This window comes from Aurantiacibacter xanthus, from assembly GCF_003584015.1.
Lineage (GTDB): Bacteria > Pseudomonadota > Alphaproteobacteria > Sphingomonadales > Sphingomonadaceae > Alteraurantiacibacter > Alteraurantiacibacter xanthus.
On the sequence record NZ_QXFM01000027.1, the window covers coordinates 25,103 to 40,554 of the forward strand.

General features: G+C 67.1%; 13 protein-coding genes and 1 pseudogene. 10 read left to right on the top strand and 4 right to left on the bottom strand.

Going from position 1 to position 15,452, the window contains the following annotated elements; translation table 11 throughout:
- Positions 1–17: 17 nt before the first annotated feature.
- Complete coding sequence (locus D2V17_RS03585) at positions 18–425, top strand: FKBP-type peptidyl-prolyl cis-trans isomerase (protein ID WP_245978499.1); 408 nt, start codon at positions 18–20, stop codon at positions 423–425.
- Positions 426–526: 101 nt separating this feature from the next.
- Here the strand turns inward: D2V17_RS03585 and D2V17_RS03590 are convergent, their stop codons facing one another.
- Complete coding sequence (locus D2V17_RS03590) at positions 527–1,618, bottom strand: DUF2332 domain-containing protein (protein ID WP_245978502.1); 1,092 nt, start codon at positions 1,616–1,618, stop codon at positions 527–529.
- A gap of 44 nt (positions 1,619–1,662) precedes the next feature.
- Between D2V17_RS03590 and hisG the strand changes: the two genes are divergently transcribed.
- The 8 genes from hisG to D2V17_RS03630 all read left to right on the top strand — a co-directional run bounded on the left by hisG (position 1,663) and on the right by D2V17_RS03630 (position 10,527).
- Positions 1,663–2,313: an ATP phosphoribosyltransferase gene (gene hisG / locus D2V17_RS03595; protein WP_119591767.1), complete on the top strand. Its 651-nt coding sequence runs from the start codon at positions 1,663–1,665 to the stop codon at positions 2,311–2,313.
- Positions 2,313–3,590 (top strand): histidinol dehydrogenase, encoded by a 1,278-nt coding sequence (gene hisD, locus D2V17_RS03600; RefSeq protein WP_119591768.1) that lies wholly within the window; start codon positions 2,313–2,315, stop codon positions 3,588–3,590. Before hisG ends, hisD begins: the two co-directional genes overlap by 1 nt.
- A complete protein-coding gene (gene nusB, locus D2V17_RS03605) occupies positions 3,590–4,042 on the top strand; it encodes a transcription antitermination factor NusB (protein ID WP_119591769.1) in 453 nt (150 codons plus the stop codon). Before hisD ends, nusB begins: the two co-directional genes overlap by 1 nt.
- Positions 4,043–4,254: 212 nt before the next feature.
- Positions 4,255–5,121: a thiamine-phosphate kinase gene (thiL, locus tag D2V17_RS03610; RefSeq protein ID WP_119591770.1), complete on the top strand. Its 867-nt coding sequence runs from the start codon at positions 4,255–4,257 to the stop codon at positions 5,119–5,121.
- Positions 5,122–5,238: 117 nt separating this feature from the next.
- Entirely contained in the window at positions 5,239–7,404 is a 2,166-nt protein-coding gene (locus D2V17_RS03615; RefSeq protein ID WP_119591771.1) for a sodium-translocating pyrophosphatase, read from the top strand.
- Between the two features lie 197 nt (positions 7,405–7,601).
- Complete coding sequence (locus D2V17_RS03620; RefSeq protein ID WP_245978503.1) at positions 7,602–8,744, top strand: GNAT family N-acetyltransferase; 1,143 nt, start codon at positions 7,602–7,604, stop codon at positions 8,742–8,744.
- Positions 8,741–9,598, top strand: a complete 858-nt coding sequence (locus D2V17_RS03625; RefSeq protein ID WP_119591772.1) for a cupin-like domain-containing protein — start codon at positions 8,741–8,743, stop codon at positions 9,596–9,598. Before D2V17_RS03620 ends, D2V17_RS03625 begins: the two co-directional genes overlap by 4 nt.
- Before the next feature lie 32 nt (positions 9,599–9,630).
- Complete coding sequence (locus D2V17_RS03630) at positions 9,631–10,527, top strand: acyl-CoA thioesterase (RefSeq protein WP_119591780.1); 897 nt, start codon at positions 9,631–9,633, stop codon at positions 10,525–10,527.
- Between the two features lie 18 nt (positions 10,528–10,545).
- Here D2V17_RS03630 and D2V17_RS03635 read toward each other — a convergent pair whose 3' ends face one another.
- Together D2V17_RS03635 and uvrC are read right to left on the bottom strand one after the other, a co-directional pair.
- A complete protein-coding gene (locus D2V17_RS03635) occupies positions 10,546–11,361 on the bottom strand; it encodes a universal stress protein (RefSeq protein ID WP_119591773.1) in 816 nt (271 codons plus the stop codon).
- 68 nt (positions 11,362–11,429) lie between these two features.
- Positions 11,430–13,370, bottom strand: coding sequence for an excinuclease ABC subunit UvrC (gene uvrC / locus D2V17_RS03640; protein ID WP_119591774.1), 1,941 nt, complete (start codon positions 13,368–13,370; stop codon positions 11,430–11,432).
- Positions 13,371–13,434: 64 nt separating this feature from the next.
- On the opposite strand from uvrC, the gene D2V17_RS03645 reads away from it, so the two are divergent.
- A complete protein-coding gene (locus D2V17_RS03645) occupies positions 13,435–14,679 on the top strand; it encodes a BaiN/RdsA family NAD(P)/FAD-dependent oxidoreductase (RefSeq protein WP_119591775.1) in 1,245 nt (414 codons plus the stop codon).
- 120 nt (positions 14,680–14,799) lie between these two features.
- Here the strand turns inward: D2V17_RS03645 and D2V17_RS21185 are convergent.
- A pseudogene (locus D2V17_RS21185) lies at positions 14,800–15,452 on the bottom strand (hypothetical protein); the annotation flags it as partial.

Here is a 15,452-nt window from a genome sequence, read left to right on the forward strand (position 1 = left end):
ATTCTCAGGAGACCCCAGTGAACAAAGGCCAATCCTCCGCCTGGCTTAACGAACAGCAAGCCGCGCTCGCCGAAGCGACGCAGGCCGAGGGCTGGTACACGCTCGATGGCGGGGTGAAGTTCCGCCGCACTGCGGGCGACGGCACCGGCCCCGCGCCCACAGTGCAGGACACGGTGACGGTCCACTACACCGGTAAGCTGACCGACGGCACGACCTTCGATTCGAGCCGTGGCCGCGATCCGGCGACCTTCCCGCTTGGCCGACTGGTCAAGGCCTGGCAGATCGCCATTCCCTATATGGGCGTGGGCGATACTGCCGAGATTCTGGTGCCTGCCGAGATGGGCTATGGCGCGCGCGGTGCCGGGCCGATCCCGCCTGCCTCGACGCTGTGGTTCGAGATCGAGTTGCTCGGGATCGAGGACTAGGTTCGCCAACTCCCCTCCCCTCGGGGAGGGGCCGGGGGGTGGGGGCTCCAACGCCCGCCCCCCATCCCAACCCTTCCCCACGGGGAAGGGCTTTTCAGGTTTCAGCCCTGCCACTCCACCCATGCGCCGTGGGGGTGGGCTTCAGCCAATTGGACCGCCTCCTCTCCGCCCTCGCCATTTTTGGGCCAATAACGCAGCTTCAACTCGTGCCGGAAGGTCGCCCGATTGGTCTCGACCGCGATCCACGCCAGCGGACGCTCCGGCGTCGCCTCGGCCCCCGCCGCCTCCATCGCCGAGGTAATCGCCTCGCGCGTCGCCTCGGGCAGATATTGCCACATCACCGTGTGGAACAGCACGCGGGTCACCCCCGCCTCCTGCTTTTCCGCCAGCTTCTGCGCGACGAACTCGGCGGCGTCCATCTGCACCAGATCGGGCGCGGCGCGTTTGGCCATGGCGATAGCGGTGTCCATCCGCGCCATGCGCTCCCTGGCGTCGGCCCAGATGTAGCTCTTCAGCCGCAGCGCCTGCGCTTCATCGGTCAAGTCGATCGGCGCGAGGTCGCAGCCCGCCACATCGACAATCTCCACCGCGCCCGCAGGCGGCGCAGCGCCGCGCCATTCGGGCGCGATCACCATGCTCGAAAGGCTCGGCCCCGCCGTGGTGCCGCCCAGATCATAGCGATAGCGCGCCATCATCGTGTTGATGCCCGCGCTCGCGCCGATCTCGATCAGCTGGAATTTTGGCCCGAATTTCTGCGCCAGCCACAGCAAAGCGCCCATCACCGAGGCCGAGCGCCCCGCCTCGTTGGTCTGCGGCGGGCCGTCGAGCCACGGCAGCAGCACGGTGTCGAATTTTCGCGCGGCCTCCAGCACGATCGCATCGATCTGCCCCTGATCGGTCACCAGCCCACCATAAATCGGCGCGAGGCGCGGTTCCTCGCCGGTGAGGTGAAGGAAATGCAGCGCCCCCGCGATCCTCAGCGGCATCGCATCTTCGAGCACCGCACCCCGCCATGCCGCCATGCGCCGCCCGGTGGCGGTGTCGGCGGCCTCGGCGATGGCGAGCGCCGCCAGCACCATCTTGCCGGTGATCGGCGCGCCCGCCCGCGTGGCGTGCTCGGCCTGCCAGCGGAACCCCTCGGCGATGTCGGTGATCTCCATGAGGCCGCGTTCCTGCTTGCCCGTCTGTGCCATTGGTGGATTGCCCTTTCGCCTGGCTGTCCCTACATCGCGCGCCCATGACCCAGCCGCTGACATTTGCCGTGCCCAAAGGGCGTATCCTCGACGAGGCCCTGCCCGTAATGGCGCGCGGCGGCGTCGTGCCCGAAAGCGCGTTCCACGACAAGATGGACCGCTCGCTCAGTTTTGCCAGTGAAGATGGCAAGATGCGGATCATCCGCGTGCGCGCCTTCGACGTGGCGACCTTCGTCGCCTTTGGCGCGGCGCAGGTCGGGATCGTCGGCTCCGACGTGATCGAGGAGTTCGACTATTCCGAGCTTTATGCGCCGGTCGACCTCGGCATCGGCGCCTGCCGCCTGTCGGTGGCCGAGCCTGCGCAAGCGAACGCCTATTCCGCCGGGATCGCCAGCCACATGCGCGTGGCGACCAAGTATCCGAACATCACCAGCCGCTGGTTCGAGCAACAGGGCGTGCAGGCCGAGTGCGTGAAGCTCAACGGCGCGATGGAGCTGGCGCCTTCGCTGGGGCTGGCGGGGCGGATCGTCGATCTGGTTTCCACCGGCAGTACGCTGAAATCGAACGGGCTGGTCGAGAAAGAGACGATCATGCAGATTTCGGCGCGCCTGATCGTCAACCGCGCTGCGCTCAAGACCGACCCGCGGGTGAGCGAACTGGTCGAGCGGTTCCGCAAGGTGGCGGCGGAAAGCTGATGCAGCGGCTTTCCACCAGCGATGCCGATTTCGCGGAGCGGTTCGCCGCCATCGTCGATGACCGGCGCGAAAGCGATGCGGGCGTGTCCGACAAGGTCGCGCAGATCCTCGCCGATGTGCGCCAGCGCGGCGACGCTGCGGTACGCGAGCTGACCGAGACCTATGACCGCCACCGGCTCGACTGGCGCATTCCCGCCTCCGAGTGTGAGGCGGCCTTCGCCGCGCTTGCTCCCGAGGCGCGCGATGCGCTCACCTTGGCGGCGGACCGTATCCGCTCCTATCACGCAGCGCAGCTCCCCGAAGACCGCGACTATCGCGACGAGGCGGGCGTTCGCCTTGGCGCGCGTTGGTCTGCGGTCGATGCGGCGGGGCTCTATGTTCCGGGCGGCAATGCGGCCTATCCCTCCAGCCTGCTGATGAATGCGATCCCCGCCAAGGTCGCGGGTGTCGAGCGGCTGGTCGTCGCCACCCCCACCCCCGATGGCGTGGTCAACCCGCTGGTGCTTGCTGCCGCGCATCTGTGCGGGGTCGACGAGGTGTGGCGGATCGGCGGCGCGCAGGCCGTGGCCGCGCTCGCCTATGGCACCGAGACCATCGCGCGGGTGGACGTCATCACCGGCCCCGGCAACGCCTGGGTGGCCGAGGCCAAGCGCCAGCTTTATGGCGTGGTCGGCATCGACATGGTGGCAGGGCCCAGCGAAATTCTGGTCATCGCCGATGGTCAGTCGAACCCGGCGTGGATCGCCGCCGACCTGCTCAGCCAGGCCGAGCACGATCCCAGCTCGCAGTCGATACTGATCACCGACGATGCCGCCTTTGCCAACACAGTCGAGGCCGAGGTCGAGGCGCTGCTCGGCCAGCTTGCCACCGGCGAACGCGCGCGGCTGAGCTGGCAGGACTATGGCGTGGTGATCGTCGCCAGCGACCTTCTCGCCGAGGCTCCGGCGCTCGCCAACCGCCTTGCCGCCGAGCATGTCGAGATCAGTACCGACGATCCCGAGCCGATCTTCGCCGCGCTGCGCCATGCGGGCAGCGTGTTCCTCGGTCGCCACACGCCCGAGGCCATCGGAGACTATGTCGCCGGGCCCAACCACGTGCTGCCGACCGGCCGCCGCGCGCGCTTTGCCAGCGGCTTGTCGGTGCTCGATTTCATGAAGCGCACCAGCTTCATTTCGCTGACCGAAGCGGCGCTTGGCGCAATCGGCCCCGCCGCCGTGACGCTGGCCGACATCGAGGGCCTTCCGGCCCATGGGACAAGTGTAAAGGTCCGTTTATAATGAGCAAATCCTCCCGTTCGAGCACCCGCTCCGCTGCGCGTCTGGCCGCCGTTCAGGCGCTGTACCAGCGCCAGATGGAGGGCACCCAGCTTCACCGCCTGCTCGACGAGTTCCACCAGCACCGCCTCGGCAAGGAGATCGAGGACGATCAGTACGCCGAGGCCGACGTGCCGTTCTTCGACGATGTGGTGAGCGGCTATGCCGCGCGCGAGGAAGAGATCGACGCACTGCTGGTGAGCAAGCTCGCCGAGGGCTGGACGCTGGCGCGGCTCGACAAGACGATGCTGCAGATCCTGCGCTGCGGGGCCTATGAGCTGGTGGCCCGGGCGGACATCTCCACCGGCACCGCGATCAGCGAATATGTCGATGTGGCCAAGGCCTTCTTCGACGACCGCGAGGCGAAGTTCGTCAATGGCGTGCTCGATGCGGTGGCGAAAGAGGTGCGCAGTTAAGAACAACACCCCGTTCCCTCCTCCTCCGCTCGCCCTGAGCTTGTCGAAGGGCTGCCCTTCCCTTCACCATCCGCGCGGGGTTCAAGGGGAAGGGCAATCCTTCGACAAGCTCAGGATGAGCGGGGGTGGAGTTTGGTGACAAGTCAGGCCTTGCACCCGAGGCCCGCACCGCTAGTCACACAGGCCGTGACCCACCCAGCACCCCCACGCCAATGAACGAACAGGCCTTCATCGAAGCCCTGCGCCTGCTGCCCGCGCACCCTGCCGCGCGCGGGCTCGCCGACGATTGCGCGGTGATCGAGATCGGCAGCGAAACGCTCGTCCTCACGCACGACATGCTGGTCGAAGGCACCCACTACCTGCCCGAAGCCGATATAGCCGACGTGGCGTGGAAGCTCGTCGCCACCAACCTCTCGGACCTTGCCGCCAAGGGCGCGGAGCCGCTCGGCGTCCTCATCGGCCACATGCTCGGCCGCGACGACGAGCGCTTCATAGTCGGCCTCAACGAGGTGCTCGCGCATTACCAGGTGCCTTTGCTCGGCGGCGATACGGTGGCGGGTACGGGAACGCGCACCCACGGCCTCACCGCCATCGGTCGCGCCACCTGCACCCCCGTCCCCGCCCGCAGTGGCGCACAGCCGGGCGACGTGCTGTGGCTTGTCGGCAAGGTCGGCGCGGCCATGCTCGGGTTCGAGGCTCTGCGCGACGGCACCGGGGCCGACCACAGCGCCTACTCGCGCCCGCTTGCCCTGCTCAAGGAAGGACAGGCGCTGGCTCCGCTCGCCCACGCCATGATGGACGTGTCCGACGGCCTCCTGCTCGACGCCTTCCGCATGGCCGAGGCCTCTGAGGTCACGCTCGCCATCGACGGTGCACAAGTCCCCGTCGCCGCGCCCGAGCGCCGCCTCGCATGCCTGACATGGGGGGATGACTATGCCCTGCTCGCGGCCCTGCCCCATGGCACGCAGCCGCCCTGCAACGCCGCCCGTATCGGCACCGTAGAGCCACGCGGTTTTGCCCCGCTGTTCGTCGATGGGGAGCCGGTGCTCAACGCCGCAGGGCTCGGTTACAGCCACTGATTCGCAGCCTGAGTACCAAGGCGGCTTGCTCAAAGATGAACATGTGATAGCCATAGACGCCTTGCGGACCCGGAAAAATATCGGGCCGCGTTCACACGGGAAGAGGACTAGTGGGCTATGGACCTTACACTTGTCGCCATTATCCTGGGGCTGCTCGCCGTACTTTACGGCTTCGTGACCAGTCGCCAGGTTCTCGGCTCTGACGCCGGCAACGCCAAAATGCAGGAAATCGCCGCGGCCATTCAGGAAGGCGCGCAGGCCTATCTGAAACGGCAATATACCACCATTGCCATTGTCGGCGTGGTCGTCGCCGTGCTGGTGGCGCTGTTCCTCGGCCCCGTGCCTGCGACCGGCTTCGTGCTCGGGGCGATCCTCTCCGGTGTGGCCGGCTATACCGGCATGGTGATCTCGGTCCGCGCCAATGTCCGCACGGCTGCCGCTGCCGAGAAGGGCCTGCAACAGGGCCTCACCCTTGCCTTCCGCTCGGGCGCGATCACCGGGCTGCTGGTGGCGGGCCTCGCCCTGCTGGCGATTGCCGGGTTCTACTACTACCTCACCGCCATTGCCGGACACAGCGTGGGCGGCACCGACCGCACCGTGGTCGACGGCCTTGTCGGCCTCGCCTTCGGCGCTTCGCTGATCTCCATCTTCGCGCGGCTGGGCGGCGGTATCTTCACCAAGGCTGCGGACGTCGGGGCCGATCTTGTCGGCAAGGTCGAAGCGGGCATTCCCGAAGACGATCCACGCAACCCCGCCGTGATCGCCGACAACGTGGGCGACAACGTGGGTGACTGCGCGGGCATGGCCGCCGACCTGTTCGAAACCTATGTCGTCACCGTGGGCGCGACCATGGTGCTGACCGCGCTGCTGCTCAAGAACGCGGGCGACATGCTCGCGCCGCTGATGGCGCTGCCGCTGCTGATCGGCGGCGTCTGCATCGTCACCTCGATTATCGGCACCTATTTCGTGCGCCTTGGCGGCTCCACCAATGTGATGGGCGCGATGTACAAGGGTTTCCTCGTCACCGCCGTGCTCTCGATCCCGGCGATTTACGGGGCTCTGACCATGGCGCTGGGTGATATGGGGGCCCTGATCGGGGCAGAGGTGATCTCCGGTGCGGCGAGCACCAATATCGACGGCACGCTGGTAACCGAAGGCGTGGCCGAAGTCGTCGGCGGCTTTACCGGGATGGACCTGTTCTGGTGCTCGCTGCTGGGCCTTGCCATCACCGGCCTCATCATCTGGATCACCGAGTATTACACCGGCACCAGCTATCGCCCGGTGCGCTCGATCGCCAAGGCTTCGGAGACGGGCCACGGCACCAACGTGATCCAGGGTCTCGCGATCAGCCTTGAGGCGACCGCGCTGCCGACGCTGGTGATCGTGGCGGGCATCGTCGTGGCATACCAGCTGGCGGGCCTGATGGGCATTGCCTACTCGGCCACCGCGATGCTGGCGCTGGCGGGCATGGTCGTGGCGCTCGACGCCTATGGCCCCGTCACCGACAACGCCGGGGGCATCGCCGAAATGGCCGGGCTGGACGATTCTGTCCGCGAAAAGACCGACCTGCTTGATGCCGTGGGCAACACCACCAAGGCCGTGACCAAGGGCTATGCCATCGGCTCGGCGGGGCTGGCAGCGCTGGTGCTGTTTGCCGCCTACACCACCGACCTCAAGGAGTTCTTCCCGACGCTGGATGTCAATTTCAGCCTTGAGAACCCCTATGTGATCGTCGGCCTCCTGCTGGGGGCGCTGCTGCCTTATCTGTTCGGCGCCATGGGGATGACCGCCGTGGGCCGCGCGGCGGGCGACGTGGTGAAGGACGTGCGCGACCAGTTCGCGGGCGATCCCGGCATCATGGCGGGCACCTCCAAGCCGAACTATGCGCGCACGGTCGATCTCGTCACCAAGGCCGCGATCAAGGAGATGATCGTGCCCTCGCTGTTGCCGGTGCTGGCGCCGATCGTGGTCTATTTCGTGATCACCATGGTGGCGGGCCAGCAGAACGGCTTTGCCGCGCTCGGGGCTCTGTTGCTCGGCGTGATCGTGGGCGGGCTGTTCGTGGCGCTTTCCATGACTGCCGGTGGCGGCGCATGGGACAACGCCAAGAAATATATCGAGGACGGCCACCACGGCGGCAAGGGCTCCGACGCCCATCACGCCGCAGTGACCGGCGATACGGTGGGCGATCCCTACAAGGACACCGCTGGTCCCGCCGTCAATCCGATGATCAAGATCACCAACATCGTGGCGCTGCTGCTGCTGGCCGCGCTCGCCGGATAAAGGCCGCTCCCCCTGGAGGGTCGCAAGAGGCCCGTCCGCAAGCTCCTCGACGAGACATTGCGGGCGGGCTTCACTTTGTCAGGCCCAGTTAACTCTTCCTTGGCCGCCAATCGGTTATACAATGATCCCATGCAGAACCACTGCATCGGGACAAAGGTTGATCCGCTCTCTTGTACAAGGCCGGACACTCGAATGCCTTGCCAGCCATTCAGGCCAGCGGCGCTCCTGTCGCAGCCGAGGTGCGCCTGTGGGTCGGCAACTGGCGCAAGCGCGATACCCGCGCAGACCTCCGCGCATGGGATGATCTGGCCCTCGCATCGAGCGAGCCGAACCCCTTTTTCGAAAGCTGGTACCTGCTCCCCTCGCTGCGCGCGCTCGATCCGCATGGCAGCGTCCGGCTGGCGGTGCTTGAGCAGTCGGGCCGATGGCTCGGGCTGCTCCCGCTCCGGTGGGAGCCCTACTACTATGGCAAACCGCTCCCCCACTGGCGCGCGTGGTGTCATGACAACAGCTTCCTCGGCCAGCCGCTGATCGCGCGCGGGTTCGAGCAGGCGTTCTGGCACGCGCTGCTCGGCTGGCTCGACCGGCACGCCCTGTTCGCGCTGTTCGCGCACCTGCCGCAAGCCGGCACCGACGGGCCGATCCATCACGCACTCGCTGCCGAACTGACCGAACAGCCCCGCCCCGCCGCCACCGTGCTGGAACGCAGCCGCGCCTTGCTGGCGACCGGAGTGTCCGCCGAAGCCTATCTCGAAGCCTCGCTTTCCACCAAGAAGCGCAAGGAGCTGCGCCGTCAGCACCGCCGCCTGGCCGAAGAGGGCACGCTATCGGTCGAACGGTGCGAGGACGCGCAAGGCATCGCCCGCTGGACCGAGGAGTTCCTCATGCTCGAAGCCTCCGGGTGGAAAGGCCGCGCGGCCTCCTCGCTCGCGAGCATGCGCCCCACCGCCACGCTGTTTCGCCACGCGCTGGCCGAGGCGGCGTCGCGCGGGAGGCTCGAACGGCTGGCGATCCGGCTCGACGGGCATCCCATCGCGATGCTGGCCACCTTCATCGCCGCGCCCGGTGCCTTCTCGTACAAGACGGCCTTTGCCGAAGACTATGCCCGCTTCTCGCCCGGCGTGCTGTTGCAGTGCGAGGCGCTGGCGCTGGTCGAACGCGAAGGCATCGACTGGATCGACAGCTGCGCCGGTTCCGATCACCCGATGATCGACCACTTCTGGCGCGAACGACGCCGGGTCGCCCATCATTCCATCGCCATCGGCAGCAGCGTGCGCCGCGCCCTGTTTGCCGGTCTCAGCCGCCTGGAAACGGGCCGCGCGCCGGGAGGCATCGCATGACCGATCACTCCGCCACCACCGTCTTCCCGCCTCGGGCGCGGGCGGACTTCGCGGCCTCTTATCCCGAAGGTCCGCACAAGCTCGCACACACGCTCGGCCACCATCCGCTGCTCGAACTGGAAGCGCTGGCGCAGATGGCCGAAGCGCTGCCCGAACGCAGTGTCGAGTATAACCGCGGGGATCTGCCGCTCGGCGTGGACGGCAAGCCCGGCGCCACCGGCCTCTCCATCGGCGAGACGATCCGCACCATCGAGACCGCCAACAGCTGGGCGGTGCTCAAAAATATCGAGCAAGCCCCCGCCTATGCCGATCTGCTGAACGAGCTGCTCGACGAGATCGAAGCCCCGATCCGCGAGCGCACCGGTGCGATGCTGAAGCGACAGGGCTTCATATTCGTGTCGAGCGCCAATGCGGTAACGCCCTATCACTTCGACCCCGAGCATAACATCCTGCTGCAACTGCGCGGCACCAAGGAGATGACCGTCTTTCCCGCCGGCGACTCGCGCTATGCCCCGGACGAGGTCCACGAGGCCTATCACACCGGTGGCCCGCGCGAATTGCGCTGGGACGACAGCTTCCTGTCCGCCGGAAACACCTTCCGCCTCGCACCCGGCGAAGCGATTTATGTCCCCGTCATGGCCCCGCATTTCGTGCGCAATCAGAGCGAGATATCGTTGTCTCTTTCGATCACCTGGCGCTCGGAATGGAGCTTCGCCGAGTCAGATGCGCGTGCTTTCAACAAGTTGCTGCGCTCGACAGGGCTGCGTCCTGCGGCACCCCAGCGATGGCCGGGACAGAACCGGGCCAAGTCACTGGCTTGGCGGGTTTTGCGACGAATGCCGGGCATTTCTTGACGGATCGCTCCATCAAGGCCATGTCGCCTGCGATGCCGCAGGATTCCCATTCCGCTCCCACCCCCGAGCAGTTGGTCGCCGATCTGGTGCTGCTGCTCAACCTCGAAACTCGCGGTGGCGATCGCTGGATCGGCCGTCGGCGCGAACTGGGGACGGGCCGGGTGTTCGGCGGGCAGGCCATCGCCCAGGCCCTGACCGCGGCACGCCGCACGATCGAGGAGGACCGCGAGGTCCACTCGCTCCACGCCTATTTCCTGCGCCCCGGCAGCGACGATCTGCCAATCGAATACCGGGTGAAGCGCGATTTTGACGGGCGCAGCTTTTCCAATCGCCGGGTCGTGGCAAGCCAGGATGGCGTGGCTATTCTCAACCTCGTCGCCTCGTTCCAGCGGCCGGTCACGGGTGCGAGCCACCAGTTCAGCAAGATGCCGGACGTGCCTCCGCCCGAAGAGCTGGTGTCCGATGCCAAGCTCGGCCGCGCCGCCGCCGAGCAGATGCCGGATTCGACGCTCAAGACGCTGCTGATGCGTCCGCAGCCGATCGATCTGCGCTCGGTCGAGCCGCGCGACTGGATGAACCCGCAACCGCGGGAGCCGAAATCGCACGTGTGGTTCCGCGTGGTGGCACCGCTGCCGCCGGTCGCCGCGCTGCACCGGGCGGTGCTCGCCTTCGTGTCGGACTTCCAGCTGCTCGCAACGGCGCTCCAGCCGCACGGGAAGAGCTTTCTGCGCAACGAGGTGAAGGGTGCCAGCCTCGACCACGCACTGTGGTTCCACGACGACTTCGCGGTCGACGAATGGCTGCTCTATGTCACCGAGAGCCCGTGGTCGGGCAACGGGCGCGGGTTTGGCCGGGGCGAGGTGTTCACCCGCGATGGCCGGCTGGTGGCGAGCGTGGCGCAAGAGGGCATGTTGCGCCTGCTCGACTGAGCGCGCCCCGGTGCCCTCCTAGTGGGCCAGCAGCAGCGGCAGCCTCGGATCGCGCAGCATGCCGGCCGTGACCCCGCCAAACAGCGTCTCGAACAGGCGCGGCTTGCCATAGGCGCCCATCGCCACAAGCCCGGCCCCGCGTGCGCGGGCGACCTCGTTCAGCACCTCGGCCACCTTGTGCTGGCCCTGCGGCACCTCGACCACTTCGCAATTCACGCCATGCCGGTCGAGATAGCGCGCGCCTGCCAGAGCCGGAAGCTCTCCGCTCTGCTCGTCCTCGGACGATGTCACCGACACCAGCGTGACCGAAGGCGCGGCCTTGAGCAGCGGCAGCGCGGCCTTGAGCGCGCGCGAGGCTTCAAGCGAACCGTTCCAGGCCACCACCACCGGCGCGCCCGGCACCATCGCCCTGCCCTCATCGGGAACGACCAGAATCGGCGCCCGGCAATGCACCGCAAGCAGCCCGGCCAGCGGCGAGGGCCCCACCGTTTCGCCATCGATCGGGCCGGTGCCGATGATCGCCAGATCGGCCAGCGCCGCATATTCGAGCAGGCTCGCCTCGGCGATCCCGACCGTATCGACCCAATCCCACCGCACGTCTTCCGCCTCCAGCCGCGGCTCGATCTGCTGGCGGAATTCTGCGGCCTGTTCGCGCACGTAGGTGGCGGTCTCGGCAGCGAAAATGCCAAAAGCATCGCCCGGCAGGGCAACGTTGAAGGCAACCGGCTGCAACACGGTGAGATGCGCATCGAAAGCCCGCGCAAGATCGAGCGCGACCTGCAAACGGGCCTCGAAACCGGAATCGTTGTGAGCATGAAGCAGCAGCGAACGCATGGGGCTATTCTCCTTTACCGTCACTTGTGTCGGGTCTGGCGCTGCCCGACCTTGACCTTGCGCAACGATTAGCCGCCGGCATGATAAAAGTCATAGATCTTGCGCGCAACGCTTGCGCTGACGCCGGGCGCGCGTTTGAGATCGTCGAGCGCCGCCGCGCGGACCTTGCTGGCGGTGCCGAAATGCAGCAGCAGCGCGCGCTTGCGGGCCGGACCGATGCCGGGAATTTCGTCGAGCGGTGAGGCCGAGATGGCGCGGCTGCGCTTGTCGCGGTGCGCGCCGATCACATAGCGGTGGACCTCGTCGCGCAGCCGCTGGAGATGGAACAGCACCGGCGAATTGACCGGCAGCATCTTCTCGCGCCCGTCAGGGAAGTGGAACACCTCGCGCCCCTCGCGCCCGTGGTGCGGCCCCTTGGCGATGGCGATGAGGTTCACGTCCTCCACGCCCAGTTCCTCCAGCGCATCGCGCACCGCGCTCATCTGGCCCTTGCCGCCGTCGATCAGCACGAGATCGGGCCACATGCCGCCTTCGCGGTCGGGGTCTTCCTGCATGGCGCGACCGAAGCGGCGGGTCATCACCTCGCGCATCATGGCAAAGTCGTCGTTCGACTGCGCCTCGCGGATGTTGAACTTGCGGTACTGGTTCTTGAGGAACCCCTCGGGGCCCGCAACGATCATCGCCCCGACCGCCTTGGTGCCCTGAATATGGCTGTTATCGTAAACCTCGACCCGCTGCGGCACCTCGGCCAGTTCGAGGAACTCGGCCATTTCGCGCTGGATTTTCGCCTGGGTGCCGGTCTCGGCCAGCCGCCGGTCGAGCGCTTCGACCGCGTTGCGGGTGGCCTGCTCCATCAGGCGGCGACGGTCGCCGCGCTGGGGGACCGAAATCTCGACCTTTTTGCCCGCCAGTGCCGCGAAGGCCTCCTCCAGCAGGGCACGTTCGGGCAGTTCGCGGTCGACCAGAATGGTGGGCGGCGGCGGCACCTCCTCGTAGAACTGCGCCAGCACGCGGGCGAGCACCTCGGCCTCGTCGACCTCGGCGATATGGCGCGGGAAGAAGGCGCGGTGGCCCCAGTTCTGCCCGCCGCGCACGAAGAAGCCCTGTACCGCGATCTGTCCGCCCTTGGAGGCCAGCGCGAAGACATCGGCATCGCCCACCCCTTGCGCGTTGACCGCCTGCGAGCCCTGAATGAAGGTCGCCGCGCGCAGCCGGTCGCGCAGCAGGGCGGCGGTCTCGAAGTCGAGCTTTTCCGCAGCCTCGGCCATCTGCGCCTCGATCCGCGCCTGCACGGCGGAGGACTTGCCGCCCAGAAAGTCCTTCGCCTCGCGCACCAGCTCGGCATAGCCCGCCTCGTCGATCCGCCCCACGCAGGGGGCCGAGCAACGCTTGATCTGGTAAAGCAGGCAAGGCCGGTCGCGGCGGGAGAAGAAACTGTCGGTGCAGCTCCTCAGAAGAAACAGTTTTTGCAGCGCGTTGATCGTGGTGTTGACCGAGCCGGCGCTGGCGAAGGGGCCGAAGTAGCTGCCCTTGTGCCGCCGTGCGCCGCGGTGCTTCATGATGCGCGGATAGTCGTGCCCCTCGCGCAGCAGGATGAAAGGGAAGCTCTTGTCATCGCGCAGCAGCACGTTGAACGGCGGGCGGAAGCGCTTGATGAACTGCGCTTCGAGCAGCAGCGCCTCGGCCTCGGAGTTGGTGGTGACGATCTCCATCGCGCGGGTTTGCGAGATCATCCGCTGGAGCCGGTTGGTCAGGCCCTTCAGTTGCAGATAGTTCGCCACCCGCGCCTTGAGACTGCGCGCCTTGCCGACATAGAGCACCTCGCCCTTGGCATCGAGCATCCGGTACACACCAGGTTTGGGTTTGAGCGTGCGCTGCACCTCGCGGATAGCGGCCAGCCCCGCTTCGAGATCGGGCTGCGCGCCCTTCACCGTGGCGGCGGCGCGTTCCTCGTTGAAACGGCCTGCGCCACGCGGATCGTGGGGGCTTCCTGCTTCGCTGCGGCTCATGGGGACCAGATAGGCAGGCGCAGCGCCCTTGCCAATCGGACGCACGGCGCTAACCCCCGGCGCGATGGAGCACTACGATGTAATCATACTGGGTGGCGGCGCGGCGGGCCTGTTCTGCGCCGGGCTGGCCGGGCAACGGGGCATGCGTGTCTGCGTGCTCGAAAAGGCCAGCGAGCCGGGCAAGAAGATTCTGATCTCGGGCGGCGGGCGGTGCAATTTCACCAACATCGGCGCCGGCCCTGCCAACTACCTCTCGACCAATCGCCACTTCGCCAAGAGCGCGCTGGCCCGCTATACCCCGCGCGACTTTCTCGATCTGGTTGAGAGCTACGGCATCGCCTGGCACGAGAAGACGCTCGGCCAGCTCTTTTGCGACGGCTCGGCGCGGCAGATCGTCGATATGCTGCTCGCCGAATGCGCGAAAGGCGATGTGGTGGTGAAGTGCGGGCAGGAGGTGCGCGAAGTCCTCCGTTCGTCTCGAGCGCAGTCGAGAGACGAGAGCGCCGGGTCTCTCGACTGCGCTCGAGACGAACGGGGTGAGGCTTTTGAAGTTCGCACAGGGGACGGCTCTTTCACCGCGCAAAGCCTCGTGATCGCCACCGGCGGGCCGTCGATCCCGAAGATGGGCGCTTCGGGCTTTGCCTATGATCTGGCGCGGCAGTTCGGCCTCAAGGTGGTCGAGCCGCGCCCGGCCCTCGTGCCGCTGACGCTGGGCGGAGACGACCTGCTGTTCCGCGAATTGTCGGGCGTGTCCGCTCCGGTAGAAGCCACTTGCGAGAAGGCCGCGTTCCGCGAGGCGGCGCTGTTCACGCACCGGGGGCTTTCCGGACCGGCGATCCTGCAGGTCAGCTCCTACTGGTATCCGGGCAAGCCCATCGCCATCGACTTCTTGCCTGACCTGCCGCGCGGCTGGCTCACCGAGGCCAAGCGCGCTGAACCGAGCCTGACCTTCGCCGCGCTGCTGCGACACCACCTGCCTGCCCGTCTCGCCGATGCGCTGGGCGAAAAGCTCGCGCTGGCGGGCGATCTCGGCAATCTGCCCGACCGCAAGCTGGCCGAAGCCGAAACGCGGCTGGCGCGCTGGACCTTCCACCCCAATGGCAGCGAGGGTTTCGCCAAGGCCGAGGTGACGGTCGGCGGCATTTCCACCGCCGAACTGTCGAGCCAGTCGATGGAGGCAAAGACAGTGCCCGGCCTCTATGCCATCGGCGAGGCGGTCGATGTGACCGGCTGGCTCGGCGGCTACAACTTCCAGTGGGCCTGGGCCAGCGCCCACGCGGCGGCGCTCAACCTACCCCGTTCGTCCTGAGGAGGGCACGAAGCCGTAGGCTGAGCGCCCGTCTCGAAGGACAGGCCCAAGTGGTTCGAGACAGGTGCTCGGTCTTCGACCTCGTCCCCTCCTCACCACGAACGGGGGTTCTGCCATCAATCAGAACAGCTTGCGGAACTCCACCTCGAACCGCCGCCCCACCGGATCGACCAGCAGCGGCTGATAGCGCAGCGGCACCGTGCCGTTGCTGTCGGTCACGCGCTGGCGGGCATCGAACACGTTATCCATCCCGATGCCGATCCGCGTCTTTTCGAGGAACGGCACGGCGGCGACGAGCTTCTCCTGCGCGCCGAGATCGGCAAAGGCGCGGAAGTTGATCGTCAGCAGGTCGCTGAAATGGAGGTCCGTGCTGCCGGGCAGGCCGGAGCCATCAAGCCGCGTGGCGCTGGCATAGTTCCAGAAGGTGATCAGGCCGAAGCCCTTGTAGAACAGGCCCGAGCGCAGGTTGACCGTGTGTGCCGACTGCCCGCCGCCAGCAACCGCATCGCCGTCGAGCAGATCGAGCACCGGCACACCCGGCGCGATCAGCACCGTGTTGGCGAGGTCGAACTGGTAGTTCAGGTTGAAGAACCAGCGCCCGCCGCCATCGCCGCCGCCTCGACGTCCAAAGCCCCGGAAGCCGCCGCCGCCGCTTGCCTGGCGCGCCGCCGGTTGGCCATCGCCGCTGCACATCCGCTCGCGCATCTGGGCGAAGCGCTCGGGATCGACCTTGCCGTCAGCCCCGGCGAGCCGCTGAAGCATCTGCGGCGGGA

Excerpts from the sequence above, each read along its gene's own strand:
- nusB (WP_119591769.1), top strand. The coding sequence starts at position 3,590 with ATGAGCAAATCCTCCCGTTCGAGCACCCGCTCCGCTGCGCGTCTGGCC.
- D2V17_RS03590 (WP_245978502.1), bottom strand. The coding sequence starts at position 1,618 with ATGGCACAGACGGGCAAGCAGGAACGCGGCCTCATGGAGATCACCGAC.
- D2V17_RS03635 (WP_119591773.1), bottom strand. The coding sequence starts at position 11,361 with ATGCGTTCGCTGCTGCTTCATGCTCACAACGATTCCGGTTTCGAGGCC.
- D2V17_RS03625 (WP_119591772.1), top strand. The coding sequence starts at position 8,741 with ATGACCGATCACTCCGCCACCACCGTCTTCCCGCCTCGGGCGCGGGCG.
- hisG (WP_119591767.1), top strand. The coding sequence starts at position 1,663 with ATGACCCAGCCGCTGACATTTGCCGTGCCCAAAGGGCGTATCCTCGAC.
- D2V17_RS03615 (WP_119591771.1), top strand. The coding sequence starts at position 5,239 with ATGGACCTTACACTTGTCGCCATTATCCTGGGGCTGCTCGCCGTACTT.
- hisD (WP_119591768.1), top strand. The coding sequence starts at position 2,313 with ATGCAGCGGCTTTCCACCAGCGATGCCGATTTCGCGGAGCGGTTCGCC.
- uvrC (WP_119591774.1), bottom strand. The coding sequence starts at position 13,370 with ATGAGCCGCAGCGAAGCAGGAAGCCCCCACGATCCGCGTGGCGCAGGC.
- D2V17_RS03645 (WP_119591775.1), top strand. The coding sequence starts at position 13,435 with ATGGAGCACTACGATGTAATCATACTGGGTGGCGGCGCGGCGGGCCTG.
- D2V17_RS03630 (WP_119591780.1), top strand. The coding sequence starts at position 9,631 with ATGCCGCAGGATTCCCATTCCGCTCCCACCCCCGAGCAGTTGGTCGCC.
- thiL (WP_119591770.1), top strand. The coding sequence starts at position 4,255 with ATGAACGAACAGGCCTTCATCGAAGCCCTGCGCCTGCTGCCCGCGCAC.